Annotated in this window: 22 protein-coding genes and 1 riboswitch; of the genes, 15 read left to right on the top strand and 7 right to left on the bottom strand. The window is 64.7% G+C overall.

Annotated elements, in window-relative coordinates:
• The first annotated feature begins 41 nt into the window (after positions 1-41).
• Positions 42-1,265 carry a class I SAM-dependent RNA methyltransferase gene (locus tag DEIPE_RS15140; protein WP_015236842.1) on the top strand — a complete coding sequence of 408 codons (1,224 nt, stop codon included), beginning with the start codon at positions 42-44 and terminating at the stop codon, positions 1,263-1,265.
• A gap of 79 nt (positions 1,266-1,344) precedes the next feature.
• Entirely contained in the window at positions 1,345-1,758 is a 414-nt protein-coding gene (locus DEIPE_RS15145) for a hypothetical protein (protein WP_157448893.1), read from the top strand.
• Between the two features lie 26 nt (positions 1,759-1,784).
• On the opposite strand, the gene DEIPE_RS15150 is transcribed toward DEIPE_RS15145, so the two are convergent.
• Positions 1,785-2,168, bottom strand: a complete 384-nt coding sequence (locus tag DEIPE_RS15150) for a 4'-phosphopantetheinyl transferase superfamily protein (RefSeq protein WP_041231612.1) — start codon at positions 2,166-2,168, stop codon at positions 1,785-1,787.
• A gap of 50 nt (positions 2,169-2,218) precedes the next feature.
• Here DEIPE_RS15150 and DEIPE_RS15155 point away from each other — a divergent pair, with 50 nt between their 5' ends.
• Positions 2,219-2,896 carry a HepT-like ribonuclease domain-containing protein gene (locus tag DEIPE_RS15155; RefSeq protein WP_015236845.1) on the top strand — a complete coding sequence of 226 codons (678 nt, stop codon included), beginning with the start codon at positions 2,219-2,221 and terminating at the stop codon, positions 2,894-2,896.
• Between the two features lie 25 nt (positions 2,897-2,921).
• Here the strand turns inward: DEIPE_RS15155 and wrbA are convergent, their stop codons facing one another.
• A complete protein-coding gene (gene wrbA / locus DEIPE_RS15160) occupies positions 2,922-3,533 on the bottom strand; it encodes an NAD(P)H:quinone oxidoreductase type IV (RefSeq protein WP_015236846.1) in 612 nt (203 codons plus the stop codon).
• A gap of 132 nt (positions 3,534-3,665) precedes the next feature.
• Positions 3,666-4,661 carry a class II fructose-bisphosphatase gene (gene glpX, locus DEIPE_RS15165; RefSeq protein WP_015236847.1) on the bottom strand — a complete coding sequence of 332 codons (996 nt, stop codon included), beginning with the start codon at positions 4,659-4,661 and terminating at the stop codon, positions 3,666-3,668.
• Between the two features lie 281 nt (positions 4,662-4,942).
• Here glpX and DEIPE_RS15170 point away from each other — a divergent pair, with 281 nt between their 5' ends.
• A complete protein-coding gene (locus tag DEIPE_RS15170) occupies positions 4,943-5,200 on the top strand; it encodes a hypothetical protein (protein ID WP_015236849.1) in 258 nt (85 codons plus the stop codon).
• 56 nt (positions 5,201-5,256) lie between these two features.
• Here DEIPE_RS15170 and hisIE read toward each other — a convergent pair whose 3' ends face one another.
• Both hisIE and hisF read right to left on the bottom strand, forming a co-directional pair.
• A complete protein-coding gene (gene hisIE / locus DEIPE_RS15175) occupies positions 5,257-5,925 on the bottom strand; it encodes a bifunctional phosphoribosyl-AMP cyclohydrolase/phosphoribosyl-ATP diphosphatase HisIE (protein ID WP_015236850.1) in 669 nt (222 codons plus the stop codon).
• Positions 5,922-6,686 carry an imidazole glycerol phosphate synthase subunit HisF gene (gene hisF / locus DEIPE_RS15180; RefSeq protein WP_041230933.1) on the bottom strand — a complete coding sequence of 255 codons (765 nt, stop codon included), beginning with the start codon at positions 6,684-6,686 and terminating at the stop codon, positions 5,922-5,924. The genes hisIE and hisF overlap by 4 nt, the downstream gene beginning before the upstream one ends.
• 244 nt (positions 6,687-6,930) lie before the next feature.
• Between hisF and DEIPE_RS15185 the strand changes: the two genes are divergently transcribed.
• From DEIPE_RS15185 to DEIPE_RS15200, 4 genes are all read left to right on the top strand, one after another.
• The gene (locus DEIPE_RS15185; RefSeq protein WP_015236852.1) at positions 6,931-7,374 is read left to right on the top strand and encodes a response regulator; all 444 of its coding nucleotides are present in this window, start codon (positions 6,931-6,933) and stop codon (positions 7,372-7,374) included.
• A gap of 143 nt (positions 7,375-7,517) precedes the next feature.
• Positions 7,518-8,129 (top strand): hypothetical protein, encoded by a 612-nt coding sequence (locus DEIPE_RS15190; RefSeq protein WP_015236853.1) that lies wholly within the window; start codon positions 7,518-7,520, stop codon positions 8,127-8,129.
• A gap of 83 nt (positions 8,130-8,212) precedes the next feature.
• Positions 8,213-8,296, top strand: a riboswitch (cyclic di-GMP riboswitch).
• A gap of 18 nt (positions 8,297-8,314) precedes the next feature.
• A complete protein-coding gene (locus tag DEIPE_RS24115; protein WP_015236854.1) occupies positions 8,315-8,809 on the top strand; it encodes a hypothetical protein in 495 nt (164 codons plus the stop codon).
• Positions 8,810-8,963: 154 nt separating this feature from the next.
• On the top strand, positions 8,964-9,806 hold the full coding sequence (locus DEIPE_RS15200; RefSeq protein WP_015236855.1) for a DUF72 domain-containing protein: 843 nt from the start codon (positions 8,964-8,966) through the stop codon (positions 9,804-9,806).
• Positions 9,807-9,851: 45 nt separating this feature from the next.
• Here DEIPE_RS15200 and DEIPE_RS22420 read toward each other — a convergent pair whose 3' ends face one another.
• The gene (locus tag DEIPE_RS22420; protein ID WP_015236856.1) at positions 9,852-11,252 is read right to left on the bottom strand and encodes a molybdopterin-dependent oxidoreductase; all 1,401 of its coding nucleotides are present in this window, start codon (positions 11,250-11,252) and stop codon (positions 9,852-9,854) included.
• Between the two features lie 753 nt (positions 11,253-12,005).
• Here DEIPE_RS22420 and DEIPE_RS15210 point away from each other — a divergent pair.
• Positions 12,006-12,560: a class I SAM-dependent methyltransferase gene (locus DEIPE_RS15210; protein WP_041231614.1), complete on the top strand. Its 555-nt coding sequence runs from the start codon at positions 12,006-12,008 to the stop codon at positions 12,558-12,560.
• 132 nt (positions 12,561-12,692) lie between these two features.
• On the opposite strand, the gene DEIPE_RS15215 is transcribed toward DEIPE_RS15210, so the two are convergent.
• Positions 12,693-13,403, bottom strand: a complete 711-nt coding sequence (locus tag DEIPE_RS15215) for a DUF4397 domain-containing protein (RefSeq protein ID WP_015236858.1) — start codon at positions 13,401-13,403, stop codon at positions 12,693-12,695.
• 202 nt (positions 13,404-13,605) lie between these two features.
• Between DEIPE_RS15215 and mutS the strand changes: the two genes are divergently transcribed.
• The 6 genes from mutS (at position 13,606) to DEIPE_RS15245 (ending at position 21,557) form a co-directional block, all read left to right on the top strand.
• Positions 13,606-16,170, top strand: a complete 2,565-nt coding sequence (mutS, locus tag DEIPE_RS15220) for a DNA mismatch repair protein MutS (protein ID WP_015236859.1) — start codon at positions 13,606-13,608, stop codon at positions 16,168-16,170.
• A gap of 139 nt (positions 16,171-16,309) precedes the next feature.
• Entirely contained in the window at positions 16,310-16,540 is a 231-nt protein-coding gene (locus DEIPE_RS15225; RefSeq protein ID WP_015236860.1) for a hypothetical protein, read from the top strand.
• A 217-nt stretch (positions 16,541-16,757) separates the two neighbouring features.
• Complete coding sequence (gene mutL / locus DEIPE_RS15230; RefSeq protein WP_015236861.1) at positions 16,758-18,428, top strand: DNA mismatch repair endonuclease MutL; 1,671 nt, start codon at positions 16,758-16,760, stop codon at positions 18,426-18,428.
• A 189-nt stretch (positions 18,429-18,617) separates the two neighbouring features.
• Positions 18,618-19,727 carry a type III polyketide synthase gene (locus DEIPE_RS15235; RefSeq protein WP_015236862.1) on the top strand — a complete coding sequence of 370 codons (1,110 nt, stop codon included), beginning with the start codon at positions 18,618-18,620 and terminating at the stop codon, positions 19,725-19,727.
• Positions 19,724-20,425, top strand: coding sequence for a class I SAM-dependent methyltransferase (locus DEIPE_RS15240; protein WP_015236863.1), 702 nt, complete (start codon positions 19,724-19,726; stop codon positions 20,423-20,425). Before DEIPE_RS15235 ends, DEIPE_RS15240 begins: the two co-directional genes overlap by 4 nt.
• The gene (locus DEIPE_RS15245; RefSeq protein ID WP_015236864.1) at positions 20,409-21,557 is read left to right on the top strand and encodes an FAD-dependent oxidoreductase; all 1,149 of its coding nucleotides are present in this window, start codon (positions 20,409-20,411) and stop codon (positions 21,555-21,557) included. The genes DEIPE_RS15240 and DEIPE_RS15245 overlap by 17 nt, the downstream gene beginning before the upstream one ends.
• The last annotated feature ends 81 nt before the right edge of the window (positions 21,558-21,638 follow it).

A 21,638-nucleotide genomic window follows, 5' to 3' on the forward strand; every position in this document is an offset into this window, starting at 1 on the left:
GGATTTCGCCCGTTTTTTCTTGAACACCCTCAGGAGACGACGTGCTGGAACTGAACATCGAAAAAATCGTTGCTGGCGGGTATGGTCTGGCCAGGGACGCGCAGGGTGTGATTCTGGTCGCGGGCGCTTTGCCCGGCGAGACAGTGCTGGCCGACGTGAAGGAAGGCAAGGGCGTGCGGCGCGGCGTGACGCGTGACGTGCTGAGTGCCAGCCGGGAGCGCGTGGAGGCAGCCAGATTGCCCACCATCAACTTCTCACACGCCCGGTACGAGGCGCAGCTGCGTTTCAAGCGCGATGTCGTGCAAGAAGCCCTTTCACGCATTGCCAAACTCGACGGCGAGGTGGCGCAGACCGTGCCGAGCCCGCGAGAGTGGGCTTACCGGGGTGGTGCACAGTACCTGATTCGTGGCGAGCGCCTGGCTTACCGGGAGCGGCAGGGGCACACACCGGTAACGGTGGAGCATGACCCACTGGTGATCGAGGCCATCGTGGCATTCCTGGAACGTGTGGATTTGTGGCGTCTGGATGGCGCCCGCGAACTGGTGGTGCGCGCCAGCCTGCAGACTGGAGAAGTGCTGGCCGCCTTGATCGGCGAAGGCGCGCCGCGCGCGTTCCGACGCGCCGCCGAAGCGCTGTTGGACGCCGGAGCGAGTGGCGTGAGCCTCGCGCCACCCGCCGAGCGCCGCTTTTCCAGGGGCGAGACCTTGCTGGCGGGCGAGCCGACCATTCTGGAGCGCTACGGCGACTACGATCTCAGCGTGTCCGCGACGGGTTTCGCGCAGGTCAACCCGCTGGCGGCCGGTGAACTGTACCGCGCCGTGGGCGCGCAGGCGCCCGAACTTCCCGTGACCGCCGAAGCGGTCGATCTGTACGGCGGTGCCGGTGGCCTGGGGTTGCACCTGGCGCGGCGCTTTTCGCGGGTGACCGTGCTGGACGTGGCGCCTGAAGCCCTGCGGCGCGGCGAGCGTGACGCTCAGCGTCTGGCGCTTTCCAACGTGCGCTTTGTGCAGGGCAACGCCAGCGAAGCCCAGGGTGCCGACCTGATCGTGGTGGACCCTCCGCGTTCAGGGCTGGAAGCGGCAGCCCGCTATGCCGTGCAGCACAGTCGGGCTTCACATCTGGTGTACGTCAGCTGCGATCCGGCGACCTGGGCGCGCGACGTGGGAGAATTCACCCGTCAGGGCTGGATTCTGCGTTCAGCCACGCCGTACGACTTTTATCCACAGACCAGTCACGTCGAGGTGCTCAGTTTGCTGGAGCGCTGAAGGCCGCGCCGTTGAGCTTCACTTTATTCAGAAGTACGTCGCGACACGTCCTGCGGGTTCGAGGGCTATCTTGCAGATGATGAGCCGTGCCCGCCTTTGCCTCTGCCTGTGGCTGTTGGCGCTGCCTTTGGGCCTGGGTGCCTGTGCTCCCGGCGAAGGCGCGAGCGCCAATGCCGAGCTGGAGCAGCGCGTGCAGCAGCTCGAAGGCGAGGTGCAGCAGTTGCGCAAGGAACTGGGTGAGCTGCGTGGGAGTGACCAGAGTGCCGCGCAGGTCACCGATCTGGCCGGCGCGCGAACCTGCGCGCTCGACCTCGCTCGGGTGATGGAGGCTTTTCGCACGGACAACGACCGCTACCCGCGTGCCAGCGAAGTGACCTTTCCCGGTTCCTGTGCGGAGTTGCGCGTGGACTGGCGCGTCCTGCAGGGCCAGCGGTACGCCTTTGATGTGCGCGACCGCAGTGGCACCCTGCTCACCCGCGAAGAAAACGAGTAGTTTCGCCGCCCGGCAAAGGGAGAGCCTCAGCGCTCTTCGAGCACCACGACGGCAGAGGCGTGCTCTTTGGTGTGCGTCAGGGTCACGTGCGCCGTCCAGCCGCGTGCCTGCATTTCCTGCTGAATGTGCGCCGCGAAACCCAGTTGCGGAGTGGCGTAAGGAAAGGGGCCATCCGGGGTGCGTTCGCGCAGGACCCACACGTCACGCCAGCCGTGCGGGCGTGGCCAGACTTTTTGAAAGGCTTCCTTGGCCGCGAACCGGACGGCCAGTGAAGGTACGGGATCGGCGAGGCGTGTGCAGTACTCGACTTCGGGTGGAGCGAACAGCTTCCAGAAGCGTTCACCCTCGCGGGCGTAGGCTTTGCGTATGCGCTCGATTTCGATCAGGTCGTGGCCGACGGCGACAATCACGCCGGTCATTCTGACACGGTGCGCCCGGCGCGGGACCGTCGTGACGTATCATGCCCCTCGTGAAGCTGGCGGACGCTGTGGCGCTCCTGAGGGTGCACCGTGAGGAATGGGATGACGGTTCGCTGGCGGACCTGTCGGTCTTTGGCAGCGTCGCGCACGATCAGGCCCGACCGGAAAGCGACGTGGACTTTCTGCTCACCTTTGCGCGGCCCGTGGGGCTGCTGCACCTTGTGCGTTTCAAGTTGATCTTCGAGGATATCCTGCAGCGCCGTGTCGACGTGGTCACGCCCGGCGGACTCAAGAGCGCCTTGCGTGCCGACGTGCTGGCTGATGCCCTGAGCGTGACCGGCGAGGCGCAGGCGCGCGGTGCGCCTCGCGTCAAGCGCTGGCGCTGGCGCGTGCAGGAAATGCAGGCCGCCCTGGGGCGAATCGGCCGCTACACGACCGGACTGACTGTCGAGGACTTTGAACAGAGTGAGCTCGTCCGGGACGCCGTACTGCACAACCTGCTGGTGGTGGGGGAGAGTGTCGCCTACCTCCCGGAGGAAGTGCGGCTGCTGCATCCCGACCTGCCCTGGGACGAGCTGCGGCAGGTACGCCACCTCATCGCGCACGATTACTTCGGTCTCGATGTGCAGCTGCTGTGGCACACCGTAACGGTCGAGCTGCCCGCGCTTGCTCCCCAGTTGGCGCGGGTAATCGAGAAGCGTGCACCCACCCCGCCCTGAACGCCAGATGGGGTGGGCGCTTCGCTCAGGCGATCTGGCTGCCGCTGATCTTCTGAGCGAAGAACACCAGCCGGCGGGCCTGATGGCGGATGGCCTCCAGGTCGGCTTCCGTCGGGCCTTCACCGTTGGCAGTGACGCCCACGCCGTACGGATTGCCGCCCGCAGCGAACACGCTCTGGTCGGTGTAACCGGGAGGCACCAGCACGCAACCCCAGTGCATGAGCGAGACGTACATGGCCAGCAGGGTGGTTTCCTGACCGCCGTTGGGATTCTGGGCGCTCGTCATGACGCTGGCCGCCTTGTTGGCGAGCTTGCCCTGGTACCACAATCCGCCCGTGGTGTCCATGAAGGCACGCATCTGGCTGGCCGGGCTGCCATAGCGGGTGGGAACGCTGAACAGATAGGCGTCGGCCCACTCCAGGTCGTTCAGGGTGACTTCGGGCACTTCGGCCGTCGCAGCATGGTGCTCGGCCCAGGGGCCCTGTCCCTGCACGACCTCGGGCGGGGCAGTTTCGCGAACCTTGAGCACCTTGACCTCGGCGCCCGCTGCACGTGCGGCCTCGGCAGCCGTCTGCGCCATCGTGTAGTTGGTGCCGTAGGTGCTGTAGTAGATGATCGCCAGTTTGGGTTGAGGCATGTCCCAGCTTTCCTGACAAAGGGCTGCTTCTTCTAAGAGGCGCCTAAAATCAGCTTTATATCTTGAAGTGCGTCGGGATCCGCGAGTGCCACCAAAAATGGGGGCCAATAGCCCCCATTTCTCCCACAGCTGTCACACCCGCAGAATGACGCGGGCTCCGTCGTCCTCCAGATGTACCGAGTCGATAAAGCGCACCACCCGGCTGGCATGACCCATGGCAATCGAGTGGGTCCGGGCGCCGCCACCAAAGCGCCGCACGCCCTGCAGCAGGTCGCCGTCGGTGATGCCCGAGGCGGCAAACACGATCTGGTCGCCGGGCGCGAGGTCTTCTGTCTTGTAGATTTTGGTTTCCGAGACGCCCATCTTCTGCAGGCGCTCACGTTGAGCCTCGTCCTCGGCGACGAAGCGGCCCTGAATTTCGCCACCCAGGCACTTCATGGCCGCTGCTGTCAGGACACCTTCCGGAGCGCCGCCCCACCCCATCAGCGCGTGCACGCCCGTACCCCGAACCGCCGCCGCGAGGGCACCGATCACGTCACCATCACCAATCAGCTTGACGCGTGCGCCCGCCTTGCGGATGTCGGCGATGAGGGGCTGGTGACGCTCGCGGTCCAGCACCACGATCAAGAGGTCCTCGACATGGCGGTTCAGGCTCATGGCGAGTGCCTTGAGGTTCGCTTCGACCGGCCAGTCGAGGCTCACACGGCCCGCCGCGGGCGGCGGCACCACCAGTTTGTCCATGTAGATGTCGGGTGCGTGCACCAGCCCACCTTTTTCCGAGAGCGCGATGACGGCGACCCCGTTGGGCAGGCCCCGCGACGTGACCGTGGTGCCCTCGACCGGATCGACCGCGATGTCCACGGGATACGTGTTTTTGAGTCCGCCCAGACGTTCGCCGATAAACAGCATGGGCGCCTCGTCCATTTCTCCTTCACCGATCACGACCGTTCCGTCGATGTCCAGGCTGTTGAGCACTGCGCGCATCGCTTCGGTGCCTGCGGCGTCCACGGCGTTCTTGTCGCCCTTGCCCACGAAACGAGAGGCTGCGAGCGCGGCCTGTTCGGTCACACGTACCGTGTCCAGCACCAGCGCACGCTCCATGTCGGTGAACTTGACGGCATTTTTCATGTCCCCAAGCTAACACGCCCAAAACGATCGTTTGGTAGTCATGAAGAAGTCTTTACTCTGCTGCAACCTACCGCAGCACCAGTTCAGCGCAGGATGCCCAGCCACAACAGCAACAGGTAGAGCAGCACTGGTACGGCCAAGGCACCCACCGTGAATTTGAGAAAGCGCCACCAGTAATCCCAGAATTCCCGCATACCTGCACCCTAGCAACTCTGGTGCGGTGACATTCCGCTCAAGATTTCATAAGCGAGGCAGTGCGCCGGGCTCGCTACCCTGAAGGAATGAACGACAGCCTGCCGGATCTGAACCGCACGTGGCGCGACACCATTGCCGCGCCCGAGTACGCCGTCATGCTGCGTGAGCTCGACGACCTCGGGTGTACGTTCGAATGGAAGAATCTGAATGGCACGCCCACTTTCGTGGCAATCTGCAACGGAGAAATTGTCGGTCGGCAGCACGCTCATGCCCACCCGGACAACCTGATGGTGGTGTACGACGTATTGAACCAGGCGGCTGACCGGGTAGAGATTCTTTCCTGAAGCGCGTCTTCGTTGCGTCGCAACAAGCACCGATAACTTCAGCGGAACGCCGAAGCTCAGCCTGCTTCCTTCGGACCGCGCAGACCGCTTTTGCCTTCACGCGCCTCGAGCACCTGCGCTACATCGGCGGGTGTCACGCCCACCTCGGCCAGCGCAAACAGCAGGTGAAACAGCAGGTCCGCAGTTTCGGTGGCGAGTTCTGCCCGGTCACCGTTCTTGGCGGCCAGCAGTACCTCGCCCGACTCCTCGGCGACTTTCTTGAGGACCCGGTCCAGGCCGCCCGCATGCAGGCGGACCACATAACTGCCTTCGGGCTGCTCGCGCAACCGGGTCTCGATGGTGGCATATACCCGCTCCAGAACGCCGTCCAGGCCCCTCCCTTGCGACGAGTCGCCTTCTCCCGGCAACGAACGGTGAAAGCAGCTTCGTTCGCCGGTGTGACACGCCGGCCCGACCTGTTCCACCTGATACAGCACGGCGTCGCCGTCGCAATCGAGGGAGACGTGGCGCACCCGCTGGGTGTGGCCGCTGGTGAGACCCTTGACCCACAGCTCTTGGCGGGAGCGCGAGTAATAGGTGCCCTGGCGCGACTCCAGCGTGCGCTGCAGAGCTTCGCGGTTGGCCCACGCCAGCATCAGCACTTCTCCGGTGCGAGCGTCCTGCGTCACCACGGGCACCAGGCCGCGCTCATCGAATGTGACGTCGTCGAAGCTGAGCGTGCTCATGGCCTCACCGGCAAGCCACGAAACTTCAATTCCCGTTTGACGTCGGGCACCGTCAGTTCGCCAAAGTGAAAGACGCTCGCGGCCAGCGCGGCGTCGGCTTCACCGTGCGTCAGGACGTCATAAAAATCCTCGGCCTTCCCCGCGCCTCCGGAAGCGACGACTGGCACGTCCACGGCGCGCGCCACCAGGCGTGTGGCTTCCAGATCGAAGCCTTGCCGGGTCCCGTCCGCGTCCATGACATTCAGAACGATCTCACCCGCGCCGAGCTCCTGTCCTCGGACCGCCCACTCCAGCATGTCCAGGCCGGTATCGACGCGCCCACCGCCCACGAAGACGTTCCAGCCCGATCCATCCGCTCGCTTCTTGGCATCAATTGAGAGAACCACGCATTGCGCCCCGAAGTGATCGGATGCGGCGCGGATCAGGGGCGGATTGCGCACGGCGCTGGAATTCACGCTGATCTTGTCAGCTCCCGCCAGCAGCAGCGAACGAAATTCTTCCACGGTGGTGACGCCGCCTCCGACGGTGAGGGGCATCATCACTTCTTCGGCGACGCGTGCGGCCACGTCCAGCATCAGCCGACGGCCTTCGTGAGTGGCGGTGATGTCGTAGAACACCAGCTCGTCGGCACGTTGCTCCTCGTAGGCGCGGGCCAGTGTCAGGGGATCGCCTGCGTCCCGGTGATCCTCGAAAAAGCGGACGTTTTTTACCACCCGCCCGTTTTGCACGTCAAGACACGGAATGATGCGTTTGGTCAACACGCGGTCAGTGTACCGCCCGGCCTGACTCCACCGTGGATACCGCAGACGCCTGCCTAGAACATTCGGGGCGGCCACGCCTGCCAAAACGAAGCCACCGTCCACCGTCGCCACCGCCGTGTCGACTCCACCGCGCGTCGCTCGTTTGAGGAGCCTTGCCGCGTATTCCTCCGGTAGACTGTAAGCCCATCCGGCGCCAGCACACGCCTGGTGCGGCACTTGCGACGGAAAGAAAGCGAGGAATGTCATGCATGCCAAACGCATTTTGTTGGTCGACGACAATCCTCACGACGTGGAGCTGGCACTAGCTGCTTTCGAGGAAGGCCAGCTGGGTCACGATGTGGCCGTCGCGGCAAGCGGTGTGGAAGCACTCGACTACCTACGCGCCACCGGCAGATTTGCCGGACGCCCCGCAGGACAGCCCACCGTGGTGCTGCTCGACCTGAAAATGCCACACATGGACGGCCTGGCCGTCCTCAAGGCCATCAAGAATGACCCACGGCTCAGCCACATTCCGGTGGTCATGCTCTCGACGTCCCGCGAGGACAGCGACATTGCCAACTGCTACCGACAGGGCGCCAGCGCTTACGTGGTCAAACCCGTGGATTTCACCCAGTTCATCGATGCCGTGCGCACCATCGGGGTGTTCTGGGCCCTGCTCAACGAGCACCCTCACCTGCGCGTCCGCTGAGGACGCCGCAGGGTAAGCGCATCTCGAGGCGTAAGGGAACGCAGCGGGGCGGGCAGCCGTAGTGCATCCTGTGGCGGGCCAACTGGTGTCGACTGACCAATAGCGGTTCTGGCGACGCGGCATGCTAACAGTAAGGAGAAGCCATGACCGCTCTAGTCTTGTTTCGCGCACCCCGGCAACCCGGCGAGCTGTGGCGTCGACGGCGCAATGGCGCCCTGATTCAGTTCGTTTCCCGTGACGCTGAGGGCCGCTTCGTGTTCGACAACCTCACCGAACGGCACTACCGACGTACCAGTGAAACGGTGCAGGAGCTGCGCGAGGGAGACTTCGCCGCCGATTACCTGGCCGATTCCCTGCATGACGCCTTTGCACAGGGCCTGCTCATTGCTGCGGCTCCAGACACCCCGAAAGCAGCAAAGGACGCCCTGCTCAGTTTGGCCGTCGCAGCCGCACACGTTTACAACGCACACGGAAAAACCTCCAGTGCCCCCGAGTGGACGGCGCTGGCGCAAGCGCTGGAAGCGAGCTTGCCCTGGACCCTGGGCGAGGAGGCCCCCGCAAAAGGTACGGGCGACACCCTGCAGAGCGTCGCGCGAGAGCTGGTGGAAGGCCTGCGGCCGCTGTACGAAGCCTACGTTGCTCCCGGCAGGTCGACGCCGCAGGTCGAGAAACGCCCGGAGAGACGCTCCGTCGATCCACAGGCTCTCGGCGACATGGCACGGCTGCTCAGTGAATTGTTACGTCAGCGCAAATAAACCACGGCAAGGTCTGTCCAATCAACTCCGAAGTCCGGGAAGTGACTTCCCTTATAATCCTCATCATTCATCCGGCTTCTGCCTCGGTGAAGAGATGCATTGAACCTCGCCCTGTATTCGGGCACCTTGGGCGGGGGGAGCAAGTGGTGCGACCGGCTTTTCGTCCAATCTTTCTGGGAGGCAGCATGAAGCGGAACCTGCTCGAAACCCTCAACGCCCCGATTACCGGAGAGGACGTCAAGCGAGTCCTGGCCACCCCCGTCTTTGTCCGCAAGGACGGCGGGGCGGCGTCAGGTCCGGCCGGGAGCCGGCTGCTCGTCCGCGAGCACATGCAAGGGCCACAGTTGACCTCGTTTGCGCTGCGAGAACTGGGAGCCACCGTCACGCTCCTGCGCCTGACCTTCGAACAACCTGTAGAGCTGATCGAAATGCTGGAGCCCGGCGAAGGATCCACCTTCACTGCCCGCCTGTGGAACGCCGACGGATGGCCGGTGGAAGTGCAACTCCACCTCGAGCGTTTTCCAGAACGTGGGCCCCTCGTACTCAAAGACATCGTCGGACGCGATGTGCACTTCACGCTCATTGCCAGAAGCACCCGAGCCTGCCTGGAGCTGACACTCCAGGTCGTCCGGCTTCCACTGCAAGGCGATGAAGAGACCTCGCTGCCGCCATTGAACTGAGGGTTGTCTGTCCACGGTATGGGAAAGAAACCGTGCGGATCGGAAAGACGGTACGCGATGAAAACGGTGCCGGGCTGCCGGTGCCCGAGCCTATAAGGTGAGCCGGAAATCCCTTTTGGGCGTAGGCTGTCCATCCTTGGGATTACACTGGCTCATGCGCATTTACATGGGCACCGGCGGCTACGCGAACGACGAATGGCTCGCGCCGTCGGAAATCGACACAGACCACTTGTCGCAAGGGTGGCTTTACCCGGCAGGCACCAAAAAGCCCGATTTTCTGAGCGTCTACGCTCAACACTTCAACGCTGTCGAGCTCAACTCCAGCTTCTACGGAATTCCGGGCCTCAAGGCCTTCGAGGGCATGGCCCGCCGCTCCGCGGGGCGAACCCGCTTTGCCGTCAAGCTGCACCAGGTCTTCACGCACGCCCGGAAGCCGGAAACGGCCGATTTCGACCGGATGCTGCAAAGCCCCGAGCCGCTGCGCGAAGCTGGACTGATGGGCCCCTACCTGGCGCAGTTTCCCTACTCTTTTCACCGCACTGCCGAGAACCGCAAGTACCTGCTGGACCTGGCCGAGCGCTTCGCGGGCCGCGAACTGGCAGTGGAGCTGCGTCACGCGTCGTGGGACAAACCTGAAGTGCGCGAGGGCATGGGTGAATTCGGTCTGATCTGGGTGAGCCCCGACTACCCACCCGTGGGCGGGATGCCCGAGCCGCGCGTCTACGCGACCTCGGAAGTCGGATACCTGCGGCTGCACGGACGCAACAAGAGCACCTGGTGGGAAGGTGGCAGCGCCGCCGAACGCCACGATTACCTGTACAACCGCGCCGAAATAGACGAGTGGGCCGACAAGATTGCCGAGGTCGCCGGTGAGCTGGAGGAGCTTTACATCTTCTTTGAGAACACCACCAAAGGCCACGCCCTGAAAAATATCCCCATGCTGCGCGAAGCCCTGGAGAGCCGCGGACTCGGCCTCGACCGGTATCCCAACGATTGACGGTCGAACGCGGCCGGAGTGATCCTGCCTGCCGCGTTCGCCGACTCAGCTCGCCGACACGATAAAACGGTGCCAGCCGGTCGCGCCTTCAGGCAAGGCGTCCTTGTCCTGATCCTTTTGAACCTGCTGACCCGAAAAGGCGCGCGCCACCACCTGATAATTCCCCGGCGCCGGGGTCCAGGGCAGCTCCCACAAGGTCCAGGCGTGCTGAGAGCGCGGCGCGGTCAGACGCGCCGCCTGCCACGTCTGACCATTGTCGAGACTTACCTCGACTCTGGTCACCGGTAACAGACCACCAAAAGCGATGCCGCGAATGGTGCCCGGCTGCCCGGCCTTGACGCTGGGATTCAGTTCGGCAGGCTCGTCGATGCGGCTGGTAAGTTCCACGTGCGCCGTCTTGCTCCAGCCGCGCTTGACCCAGTAACCCGGCACGTCACGGTCGGTCAGGCGGATCTCGGTGATCCAGCGGGGCTGCTTCATGCCGTAGCGGCCCGGAATCAGCACCCGCAGGGGAAAACCGTGCTTGTTCGTCAGCGCTTCGCCGTTCTGGGCGTACACCAGCATCACGTCCTGCTCGAAGGCTTCACCGAGCGGCAAGGACTCCTCGTAACCGTCCGCGGCGCGCCACACGATGTACTTCGCGCCGCCCTGCACGCCCACCCGGCGCAGCAGGTCGCTCACGGTGAAGCCCGTCCAGAGCGCGTTTCCCAGCAAGGGACCGCCGACCGGGTTCGAGATGCATGACAGGGTCAGTTCGATGGTGCGCGCCTCGAACTGGCGCAGCTCCTGCAGGGAAAAGCTGCCAGGTGACTTGACGAGTCCGCTGACCTTCAGACGCCACTTGGCTTCATCGACCACCGGATCGAAGGCTTCGAGGTTCTTGGAGACGTAATAGAAGTCCTTGACGGGCGTGATGTCCCCTGGCAACTCCCCGCCCGCGCCGATTGTGGCAGGTGCCGGGCTTGTGCCTGTGCGAAAAAGGCCGGTCAGTCCGGCGGTCACCAGCAGCGCCGAGCCGCCCACGAGCGCTCCGGTGACCTGCCGCCGCGTGCCATCACCGAAACGCAACGGGCGCAGCAGCGCCTGGATGGCCAGCCTGAACACCAGAAAGGCCAACGCGTAGCCCAGCGCCACCGGCCACGGGGTAATGAGCAGCAGCCCCAGCCCCAGCGCCAGTGCCCCGGCCACAGGAGGCAGCATCCCCAGCGCGGTCACCCCGCCCAGCCACAGCACCACCACTCCCAGAAAGGCAAAGGTCTTGCCGCCCTGTCCCAGGCCGAAAATCGAGTGAACCAGCTGAAAGACCTGCGGAACGCCCATGAACTGCGTCATGACGCCGAAAAGTTCCTGTGGAGGATAGGTCAGGCTGGCCCAGGCGCGGCCCAGAAATCCTGCCGTGCTGAGCGCGACTGCCGTTAACCATGCTGCCAACCAGTTTGTGTGCATTTGTGCTCCTTGCTGAATGGTTATACGGGGGAGGGGGGTGGATTGGTTTGCCTGTGGGGGATGTGTGGGGAGGAGTTGCGTGTTGGCGGTTGTCTTTTCGTTTTCTCGCGTTGCCCCACCCCCCAGCCCCCTCCCCGGAGGGGGCACGTCGTTGTGCACCGGGGCGGCCCGGTGCTTCGGGATATGGCCATTGTCCTGTCCTTGTTCCTGTAAGGAGGGGGAGCAAAGCGCTGCGCTCGGCAGGTTCAGGTGGAGCGCCGGGTTCCCGGGTGTTTCTCAAGTGGGTGGTGCCGCCGGGAAGTGGGCAGCCACGCTCCTACCTCGTGGGGTTGGAGGTCGGGACGGTACGGGGCAAGGTGGGGTGCGCCTGGAACCAGGGCATCTTGAACAAGGAGAGCCCACGAAGGTTAGCGTGTGATGGACCTTCAGTGTGCTCCGGCCACGCCCGCCCGGCGCACACCAACTCCCCGGACCACCTTCAACGCCTGCTCTGGTGTGGACGCCCAGGTGGGCCGTTGCCGAAAGGTGGCGCAACACCGCCCTGTGGCGCGCTCCACCTGAATCTGCCGAGCGCAGCGCTTCGCTCCCTCTCCCCTCTGGGGAGGGAGCTGGGGGGTGGGGCAAACGCAAGAAAACTGAAAAAGACAATCCTTCCAAGCCAAAATGCTCCTCGAAACGCGATCTGGCCGCAACTCAGGCAACCTCAGCGCCACCTTTTGCAAAGCCAAAAACCAGAAAAGGCATACTGCGCACATGGCTATCCCACCACTCCACATCATTCTCGGAGCCGGCAGCCAGACCTGGGACGGCTGGCTCCCAACCCAGAAAGCGCAGCTTGACCTGACCGACCGCCGCAGCTTCGAGCGCTACTTCGGCGACCGGCGTGCCGACGCCTTTCTATGCGAGCACGTCTGGGAGCACCTGAGCGAAGCCCAGGGCCTGGAGGCCGCCCGGCTGTGCTTTGACTTTCTCAAGCCGGGCGGCCTGCTGCGCTGTGCGGTCCCCGACGCGAACTTTCCCGATGAGGCCTACCAGCGGACCGTGCAGGTCGGCGGACCGGGACCGGCGGATCATCCGGCGGCGGACCATCAGATCGTGTACGACCATGCCCGGTTCAGGCGGCTTTTCGAGACGGCGGGATTCCAGGTGGAACTGCTGGAGTACTGCGACGAACAGGGGCGTTTTCATTACCACGGCTGGGACGTGGCGAGCGGCCCGATTTACCGTTCGTTGCTGCTCGATCACCGCAACCGCGATGGCAGCCTCGGCTTTGTGTCGCTGATTCTGGACGCACGCAAGCCGTTCTGAGTGGGCGTCGGAACGCTGGCGACCGGTTGTAAATAGCTGACGGGAGCTGCGTTCAGAAAAAGAAACAGGCTGGCGCTATGGCGCCAGCCCTCAACTTGATGCGGGTTTGCTTGTGGGTCTAGGCTCGCAGGTTTACTTCGCGGCCATGGAGCCCATGACCACCTTGTCCTCGACCGCTACGAGGTCAAAGCCCTGCGTGCCGTTCGCGCCCACCAGGCCGACCGCGAACACGCTGTAGCTCTTGCCGCCGGCGACACTGATGCCCGACAGGTTCTTGACGACGGGCTCCATCTTGCCGAAGGGCACGACGTTCAGGTTGACGCCCATGGGGTTCACCATCAGGGTTTCCTTGTTGCCGTAGGCGATGCCGTTCTTGAGCAGCGCGGCGTTGTTCAGGTCGGCCGCCAAGGTCTGCACGCGCGGGCCGTTGGGGGAGAGGTGGTAGACGTTGACTTCGGCCTTGGCCTTGTCCTTATTGAGGCCGGTCGTGGTGAAGATCTTGGGCTTGATGTTGGCGAGCTGGCCCACGGCGGCGACGGTGTAGTAGGTGCCAGCCTTCAGGTCGACATCGGCCTGGAAGACGACGGTGTTCTTGTCGCCGGCGGCGGTGACCATCACCTTGTGCTTGCCGGCGGGCACTTCGCCGTACGGGGTGGCGGCCTTGAAGGCAGCGCCCGCGACGGTGCGCATGCCGTCCACGTAGACGTCCACGGCGGGAGCATCCGGAGAAGCGTGGACGACGCGCACAAAGGCGTCATTGCCGCTGGCCATCTGGGCGCTCACCTGGGTGGCGGCGAGGGTGGCGGTCAGGGCAAGGGCGGACAGGGTGAGGATCTTTTTCATCTTGGTTACCTTCTTTCGAACGGTTGTACGGAAGAAGGTGAAGAGTGGATTGCCAGCAACTTATGATGAAGGTTACATAAAGATTAGTGAAGCTAAATTCCACACATGAAAAGTCAGGGTGCGTCGGCGCTGAAAAACGCCCCCTTCTGACCGGCCATTGTTGGCTGCGAACGTAGAAATCGACGCGTATACTGTCTGGACCATGCCCCTGAACGTTCCGCAATCCGTCCTGAAAGGGAATGGCCCGGGTGTGTTGCCGCCCATGCTCGAGCAGTACGTGCACCTTCGTGACCAGCATCCCGACTACCTGGTGCTGTTTCAGGTCGGCGACTTCTTCGAGACGTTCGGCGAGGACGCCGAGCGCCTGTCACGCCTGCTGGGCATTACCTTGACGCACAAGACCAGCAAGGACTTCAGCACGCCCATGGCCGGCATTCCAGTGCGCGCCAAGGACCAGCATATCGAGCGTCTGCTCGCCGCCGGGGTGCGTGTGGCCGTGGCCGAGCAGATGGAACTGCCGCTTTCCGGTCTGGTCGAGCGCAGAGTTACCGAACTGCTCACCCCGGGTACGCTGACCGACGAGCGTCTGCTGAGCGCGGAGGAGAACTACCTCGCGGCAGTTGCTTCGGGTGACGGATACGCGCTGGCGCTGCTGGATCTCTCGACTGGAGAATTTCGCTGTGCCGCTTTCGGTACGCGCGGCGCGCTGTATGACGAGCTGGCACGCTACCGCGCGCGCGAGGTCCTGCTCGCTCCCGAGTTTGAAGAAAACGCGGCGCTGATGGCCGATTTCCGTCAGCGTTTTCCGCTGATGGTGTCACGCGGCAGCTTCGAGGAGGACGCTGCGCGTGAGGAATTGCAGCACACCCTGGGCAGTGTGCCGGAGTCTCTGGTCACCAGTGCGCTCGTGCGGGCCTGCGGCGCAGCCCTTGCTTACGCCCGCGCCACTCAGCAGGGTCGTCTCGAGATGGTCACGCGCTTGATTCGCTATGAGCCGGGCGCGTCACTGCACCTGCCCGAAAGTGCTATTCGCGCTTTGGAACTGTTCGAACCCAACGCCCACGGTGGACAGACCCTGATCGCCTGCCTGGCCCACACGCGCACTGCCGGTGGAAGGCGGCGACTGCGCGCCTGGCTGCGCTCGCCCCTGCTCGACGAATTGAGCATCCGATCCCGTCTGGACGCGGTGGACGCGCTGGTTCAGGCCAGTGATCTGCGAGGCGGGGTACGCAGCGTGCTCTACCGCGCCCATGACCTGGAACGCCTGGCGGCGCGGGTGTCCTCACGACGCGCCATGCCCAAGGAAGTCGTTTCGCTGGCGCGTACCCTGGAGCTGCTTCCCGAACTCGAAGTGCTGCTGGCCGGTCATGACGGCGTGCTGGGCCACCTGGGCGCCCGACTCTCGGCCTTGCCGGAAGTGGTGATGCTGATTCGGGCGGCCCTGGTGGACAATCCTCCGTTGCGTCTCGGCGAAGGCGGCCTGATCCGCGAAGGATTTCATGCCGAACTCGACGCTCTGCGCGCCGAGGCTCTGGCGGGCCGCGAGTGGATGGCCGAACTCGAAGCGCGCGAGCGGGCCCGCACGGGTCTGCCCGTCAAGGTGGGCTTTAACAACGTGGCCGGCTATTACCTGGAAGTCACGCAGGCACACGCGCACAAGGTGCCCGCCGATTACCGGCAGATTGCCACGCTCAAGGACCGCGCCCGCTTCACGCGGGCCGATGTGCGCGAGCGCGAACGCGAAATTGCCCGTTGCGAAACGGCGGCCGAACGCCTGGAAGTCGAAGCTTTCACCGAGCTGCGTGACACCCTGGCCCAGCATACCGAGGCGCTGAGCGAGGTCGCGGGCGCCCTGAGCGAACTCGACGTGCTTTCTACGCTCGCCGACATTGCCTTTGCGCGCGGCTGGTCCCGACCTCGGACCCTGGGCGCCGGAGCCACCGAGCTGCGCCTGAGACAGGCCCGTCATCCGGTGGTGGAACTGGCACTCTCGGATAGCTTCGTGCCGAACGACGCCGACCTGGACACAACGCGGCGGGTGCTGCTGCTCACCGGACCCAACATGGCGGGCAAGAGCACCTACCTGCGCACGGTCGCGCTGTGTGCGTTGCTGCACCAGATCGGCTCGTTCGTGCCCGCCGACGCGGCTGAGCTGCCCCTGTTCGACGGTATCCACACCCGCATCGGGGCTTCGGACGATCTGGCCGGCGGGCGCAGCACCTTCATGGTGGAGATGAGCGAGCTGGCGGCCATTCTGCACGGTGCCACATCGCGCTCGCTGGTGATTCTGGACGAGGTGGGTCGGGGCACCAGCACGCTGGACGGACTGGCCATCGCTTGGGCGACGCTGGAGCACTTGCACCGCACCGGGGCGTTCGCGCTGTTTGCCACCCACTATTTCGAGCTGACGCGGCTGGAAGGAGAACTGCCTGGAGTGGTCAACCTGCACGTCGCCGCACAGGAAGAGGCGGGCGCCCTGACCTTTTACCACCAGGTGGTACCGGGAGCGGCCAAGAGTTCTTACGGGGTCGAAGTGGCACGCCTCGCAGGATTGCCGGGAGCGGTCACGGCCCGGGCCGGGCAGCTGCTGACAGGCCTCGCGGCTCGCGATGGGGGGGACTCGGGCGTCGTGCAGGAACTTGCCGCGCTTGATCTGGCGCGTCTGACACCCCTGCAGGCACTGGAGCTGCTGCACGCCTGGCAGCGTCGTCTCGCCGAGGGAAACATGGGCGAAAACTTGTCGCAGGATGCGCGGGCCGCCTCCTGACGCACGCTCAGAGCTCACCGGGGTGCCGGGGTGCACTGCAGGCTGTGGCCGGGCGGTGGAATCGTGATAGGCGCCTTCAGGTTGACATTATGCCTGTGTCATCGTGCGCGGAAAAAATACAGGTCAAGGAGGACAACATATGAGCGACCAGTCTTTGGGTGACAAGCTCGGAAATGCCGCCGACGCCGTGAAACATAAGGTCAACGAGGCCGCCGACCGTGCGCGCGCGGAGGGCCACGACGCCAAAAGCCAGACGAGTGATAATCCGATCGAAAGCCTCGTCGAGAAAGGCAAGGCTGCCCTGGATCGGGGCAAGGCCGAAGCGCACGAGCATCAGGCTGACCGCGACGCGCGTGACGCCGGACGCTGAATCCGCTTGACGGGTGGATGCGTGGTGCCGCAACTTGCGGCACCTTTATATTTGAAGGGCGGCTGTGTTTGGGTGGTGGCCCGCTGGAGCGGGTGTTGAGCCTGCAGTTTCCTGACGGCGAATGAGTGTTGCGCGTCGCGGTCATGACGTCAGGACCGGGCTTCATGGGACCCTGTACCACGGTAGCGTGCTGTACTGCGCGCGATAATAACCGCACATGGCGATTCGTTCTCCCATCCGCGTGCTGCCGCCCGAGGTCACACGCCTCATCGCGGCAGGCGAGGTCATTTCGCGGCCGCTTGATGTGGTGCGTGAACTGATCGACAATGCGCTCGATGCGGGAGCGACGCGCATCGAGATTGAACTGGAGGATGGCGGGCTCGGCCTGATTCGCGTGCGCGACAACGGGGTGGGCATTCCCGCCGATGACGTGCCGCTCGCGCCGCAACGACACTCGACCAGCAAGCTCGACAGCGTCGAGGGTGTGGATCAGATCGGGACGCTGGGGTTTCGTGGTGAAGCGCTCTGGAGCATCGCCTGGGCAGGCAACCTCACCCTCGTGACCCGCCCGCCCGCGCAGGTGGGCGCGCTGTGCCTCAGCGCGCAGGGCGAGGAGCGGCATCTGTCTCGTGTGACTGCCCCGGCGGGTACCAGCGTCACCGTGCGCAGGCTCTTTTCGCGCCTGCCCGCGCGGCTGCGAACCCAGCAGCCCCAGGCGTCCGAAGTGCGTGAAATTACCGGCCTGGTGGGCCGGTATGCCCTGCATTATCCCGCGCTGCACTGGAAGCTGGTGTCGAACGGCGAGGTCCGGTTGCAGCACGCGCGTTCGGACGCACGCGGCGCGGTGGCAAGCGTGTACGGGCCCCTCGTCGCCAACCGCCTGCTGAGCGTCCGAAGCGAGCACATCAGCGGTGTCGTGTCGCGTCCCGAGCTGACCCGGCCACGTCGTGACCGCATGCACCTGGCCGTGAACGGTCGCCCGGTGGTGTTTCCTGCCGAACTTCAGAAGGCCGTCATCGCGGGGTACGCTGAATTGCTGCCGGCCGGTCAGGCGCCCTTGTGCGTGCTGGATCTGCACCTGCCCGCTGAGGACGTCAATCCCAACGTTCACCCCGCCAAAGCCGAGGTCGCCCTGGCGGAACTGTCCCGCCTGGCCGATCTGGTGCGCGATGCCGTGCGCGAAGCACTGAGCACGCATCCCCTGGCGCGGACTGCTCCCGCGCTGCGCGCCGCACAGCCGCCGGGCGCCAGCGCGCACTTCCCGGAGTTGCGCCTGATCGGAGTGTACCGCGACACCTACCTCTTGGCCGAGGGCGAAGGAGACCTCTGGTTGCTCGACTCCCACGCCGCGCACGAGCGGGTGTGGTACGAACGTCTGGACCGTGCCTTTGGGGAAGGGGAGCCAGTCGAGCTGACCGAGCCGGAACTGCTGCACCTTACTCCCGAGCAGACCGCGCGCCTGGCGGAGTGCTCGGAGGAGCTGCAGGCCATGGGTTTCATGTTCGAGGCCTTTGGTGCCGGCCTTGCACGCTTGCGTGCGCTGCCGGCAGTGCTGCTCGGCTTGCCCGCCCCGCGTCTGGCCGAGTCTGTGCTGGAGGCCGCACTGGCCGGAGACGACCCCAGGCGGGCCGTGCTGGCCCGCCTGGCCTGCTCGCCCGCGCTGAAGGCGGGTATGGTGACGGCCGAATTGGGCGAGCGCGTGCTGGGCGAGCTGGCCGCGTGTGCAACTCCGTATGCCTGCCCGCATGGCCGGCCTACTGTGGTGCGCCTGTCGGAGCGTGATCTGGCGCACGCCTTTGGTCGGCGCGGCCCGCGCGACCTGCCGCGTGGCCGCGATCTGTACGAAAAGCCGCTGAGCCTGGACCCGAACGAATTACCCAGTCATTGAGTGCTCGTCAGGTGATCTTGGGCACGACCGCGAGAGCCTGGCGCCCTCGTCGTGGTGGTCGCGGTGTGGAATGTGCCAAGTGGGGAAGGCCGGTGCGGTGTTCACACACACTTGTCCGTTGATTGGGTCAACGTGCGAATTGTGGTAAGTGCGCCCTGTGGGCGCATTCTGAGCGCTACGGTGGCGGCAATGAGTGACGTCTACATTCACGCCATCGAGACGGCCGTGCCTGAAACAGTGTACGAGCAGGCGTTCGTGCGCGACCTCATGAAAGCGCAGAGCGGTCTGGGCCGTCGGGCCCAGCGCTTGGTGACGGGAATCTACAACGCCTCGGCCATTGAGCGGCGTCACAGTGTCATCACGGATTTGCGTCCCGAGTCGCAGGGAGGAGCGTTTTTCGACGCCGGCAGCGGACAGCTGCTTTCCCCCTCGACGGGACTGCGCAACGAGCGCTACACCCAAACCGCGCGCGGTCTGTTCGCCGAGGCGGCCTCGCGTGCCCTGGCCGCCTGTCCGGCCCTCACCGCCCACGACGTGACGCACGTCATCACGGTGTCCTGCACCGGCTTTTTTGCGCCAGGACCCGATTACACGGTAGTGCGTGACGTGAAGCTCAATCCGGACGTGCAGCGCTATCACCTGGGCTTCATGGGGTGCTACGCGGCGTTTCCTGCCTTGCGGGCCGCCAGGGCGTTCTGTGAGAGTGACCCGCAGGCGGTTGTTCTGGTGATCTGCACCGAACTCTGCTCCTTGCACGTGCGCGTGGCCGACGACCCCGATACCCTGATTGCCGGTTCGGTCTTTGCGGACGGGGCGGCGGCGGCGTTGGTGAGTGCCCGCCTTCCGCAGGGTCCTGCCTTGCGGCTGAACAGTTTCGCCACCACCCTCACTCCCACGGGCGAGGAGGATATGGCCTGGACCATCGGCGACGAGGGTTTCGAGATGAAGCTCTCCACCTACGTGCCTGCCATCATCGAGGAGCACCTCGGGTCGGCGCTCTCGCCCCTGCTGGGGCCACTCGCGGCGGATCAGGTGCGTTTCTGGGCCATTCATCCGGGTGGGCGCAGCATTCTCGACAAGGTGCAGACCGGTCTGGGACTCAGCGACGAACAGCTACAACCTTCCCGGCGTGTCCTGCGTGAGTACGGCAACATGAGCAGTGCCACCGTGCTGTTCGTGCTTCGTGAGATTCTGCATGCGGACGGTACCGGTCAGGGGGAAAACGTGGGCGCGATGGCTTTCGGTCCAGGGCTCACCGTGGAAAGCGCCTTGCTGGCGAAGGTGCCGGCCGCGTCGTGAGACTTCCGGATTTGCGGCGGCGCGCTCACGAGGCGCGCGAGCTGATGGATCACGCGCTGTGTGACGAGCAGGCCCTACACAACACCTACGCGCAGTTTCCGATTGTGAATACGCTCGTTTCGTGCTGGCGGCGTGTTTACCTTGAAGAAGTGCGTCCGCTGCTGTCGGCGTCGGTGCCCAGGTCGTTGCTGGACATCGGTTGCGGTGGGGGAGACTTGGCCGTTCAATTGGCCCGCTGGGCGAACCGCGACGGTTTTCGGCTGCACGTCACGGGCATCGATACCGATCCGCGCGCCATCGCCTTCGCGCGTTTGCACGCGTCCGCCTTCGGAGTGCAGTACCGCTGTGTCTCCAGTGCCCGGTTGCTGAGTGAAGGCGAGCGTTTCGACGTGGTGATCTCCAACCACGTGCTGCATCACCTCAGCACCGAGGAAGTGCCTGCATTGCTGCGGGAAAGCGCGGCGCTGGCGCGGCTGAAAGTACTGCACAACGACATTGAGCGTCATGCACTGGCGTACGCGTTCTTTGCAGTGTTCACCTGGCCGTTCTTTCGCCGCTCGTTTATTCGCGCCGACGGGCTGACGTCCATCCGGCGCAGCTATACCCGCTCCGAGCTGCAGCGGATGGTGCCGCCCGGCTGGCGGGCGCGGCGTTTGTTTCCTTTCCGAAACCTGCTCGTGTATGCGCGTCCCGATTGAGGAGGTGGATGTCGTGGTGGTCGGCGGAGGTCCGGTCGGCCTGTTTCTGGGCTGCGAGCTGGCCATGCGGGGCGTGCGTTTTGTGGTGCTGGAACAGGAGCAGGCGCCGCGCCGTCATTCGCGTTCGATCGGTCTGCACCCACCGGCGCTGGAGCATTTTGCGCGTCTCGGCCTGACCACGGCGCTGCTGCAGCGCGGCGTGCGCGTCAAACGTGGCACGGTGTTCGGCGACCGCGAGCTGCTGGGCGAACTGGAGTTTCACGGTGTTTCACAGGAGTTTCCGTTCGTGCTGCTGTTGCCGCAATACGAAACCGAGCAGCTCCTGGAAGCCCACCTGGAGCGCCTGTCTCCCGGCGCCCTGCGGCGGGGTGCCCGCACGGTGCAGGTGCGTGACGGGCGAGAGGCCGCCTTCGTGACGTATGAGGCCGCGTGGGGAACGCGAACCCTGAGAGCGGGTCTGGTCGTGGGTGCCGACGGCAAGCGGAGCCTGGTGCGGCGGAACGCGCACATCGATTTTGTGGGTGGCGCCTATCCAGACCGGTATCTGATGGGTGATTTTCTCGACACGACCGCATACAAAAGCGCTGCTGTGATTCATCTGGCAATGGCCGGGGTAGTGGAGTCGTTTCCGCTGCCGGGCGGCGTGCGGCGCTGGGTCGTGCGTACGGAGGCGGGAGACGGCGCGGACGTGGCGGCCCTCTGCGCGCTGATTTTTGAACGGACCGGTCATTTTGTCAGCGTGAGTTCCTGCCGTATGTTCAGCGCCTTTGGCGTGGCGCGTCACCTGGCAGAGCGTTTTGTCGTGGGCCGCGTGGTTCTGGTGGGAGACGCCGCCCACGAAGTCAGTCCCATCGGCGGACAGGGCATGAATCTGGGTTGGCTGGACGCGGCCGAACTGGCCGAGATCGTGCCGCGTGCACTGAAGGGCCACCAACCGGTAGAGCGGACGCTTCAGGGTTTTGCGGTCCGCAGGCGCCGTCGGGCGTATTTTGCCGCTCGGCAGGCTGAATTCAACATGGCCTTTGGTCGTCCGTGGCGTTCCGCGTGGTGGCGCGATTTTGTCGTGAAGCGGTTGCTGCGCCCACCTTTTCGTGCTCTGCTGGCGCGTCTTTTCACCATGCGCTGGCTCTGAGGAGGCCTGGGTCCGGCTGCGGGCACGCCTGCGTACTTCGGAATGCGTACTTCGGGGTGCGTCATTCGGGAAAGAGCCTGT

The organism is Deinococcus peraridilitoris DSM 19664, from assembly GCF_000317835.1.
GTDB lineage: Bacteria > Deinococcota > Deinococci > Deinococcales > Deinococcaceae > Deinococcus_A > Deinococcus_A peraridilitoris.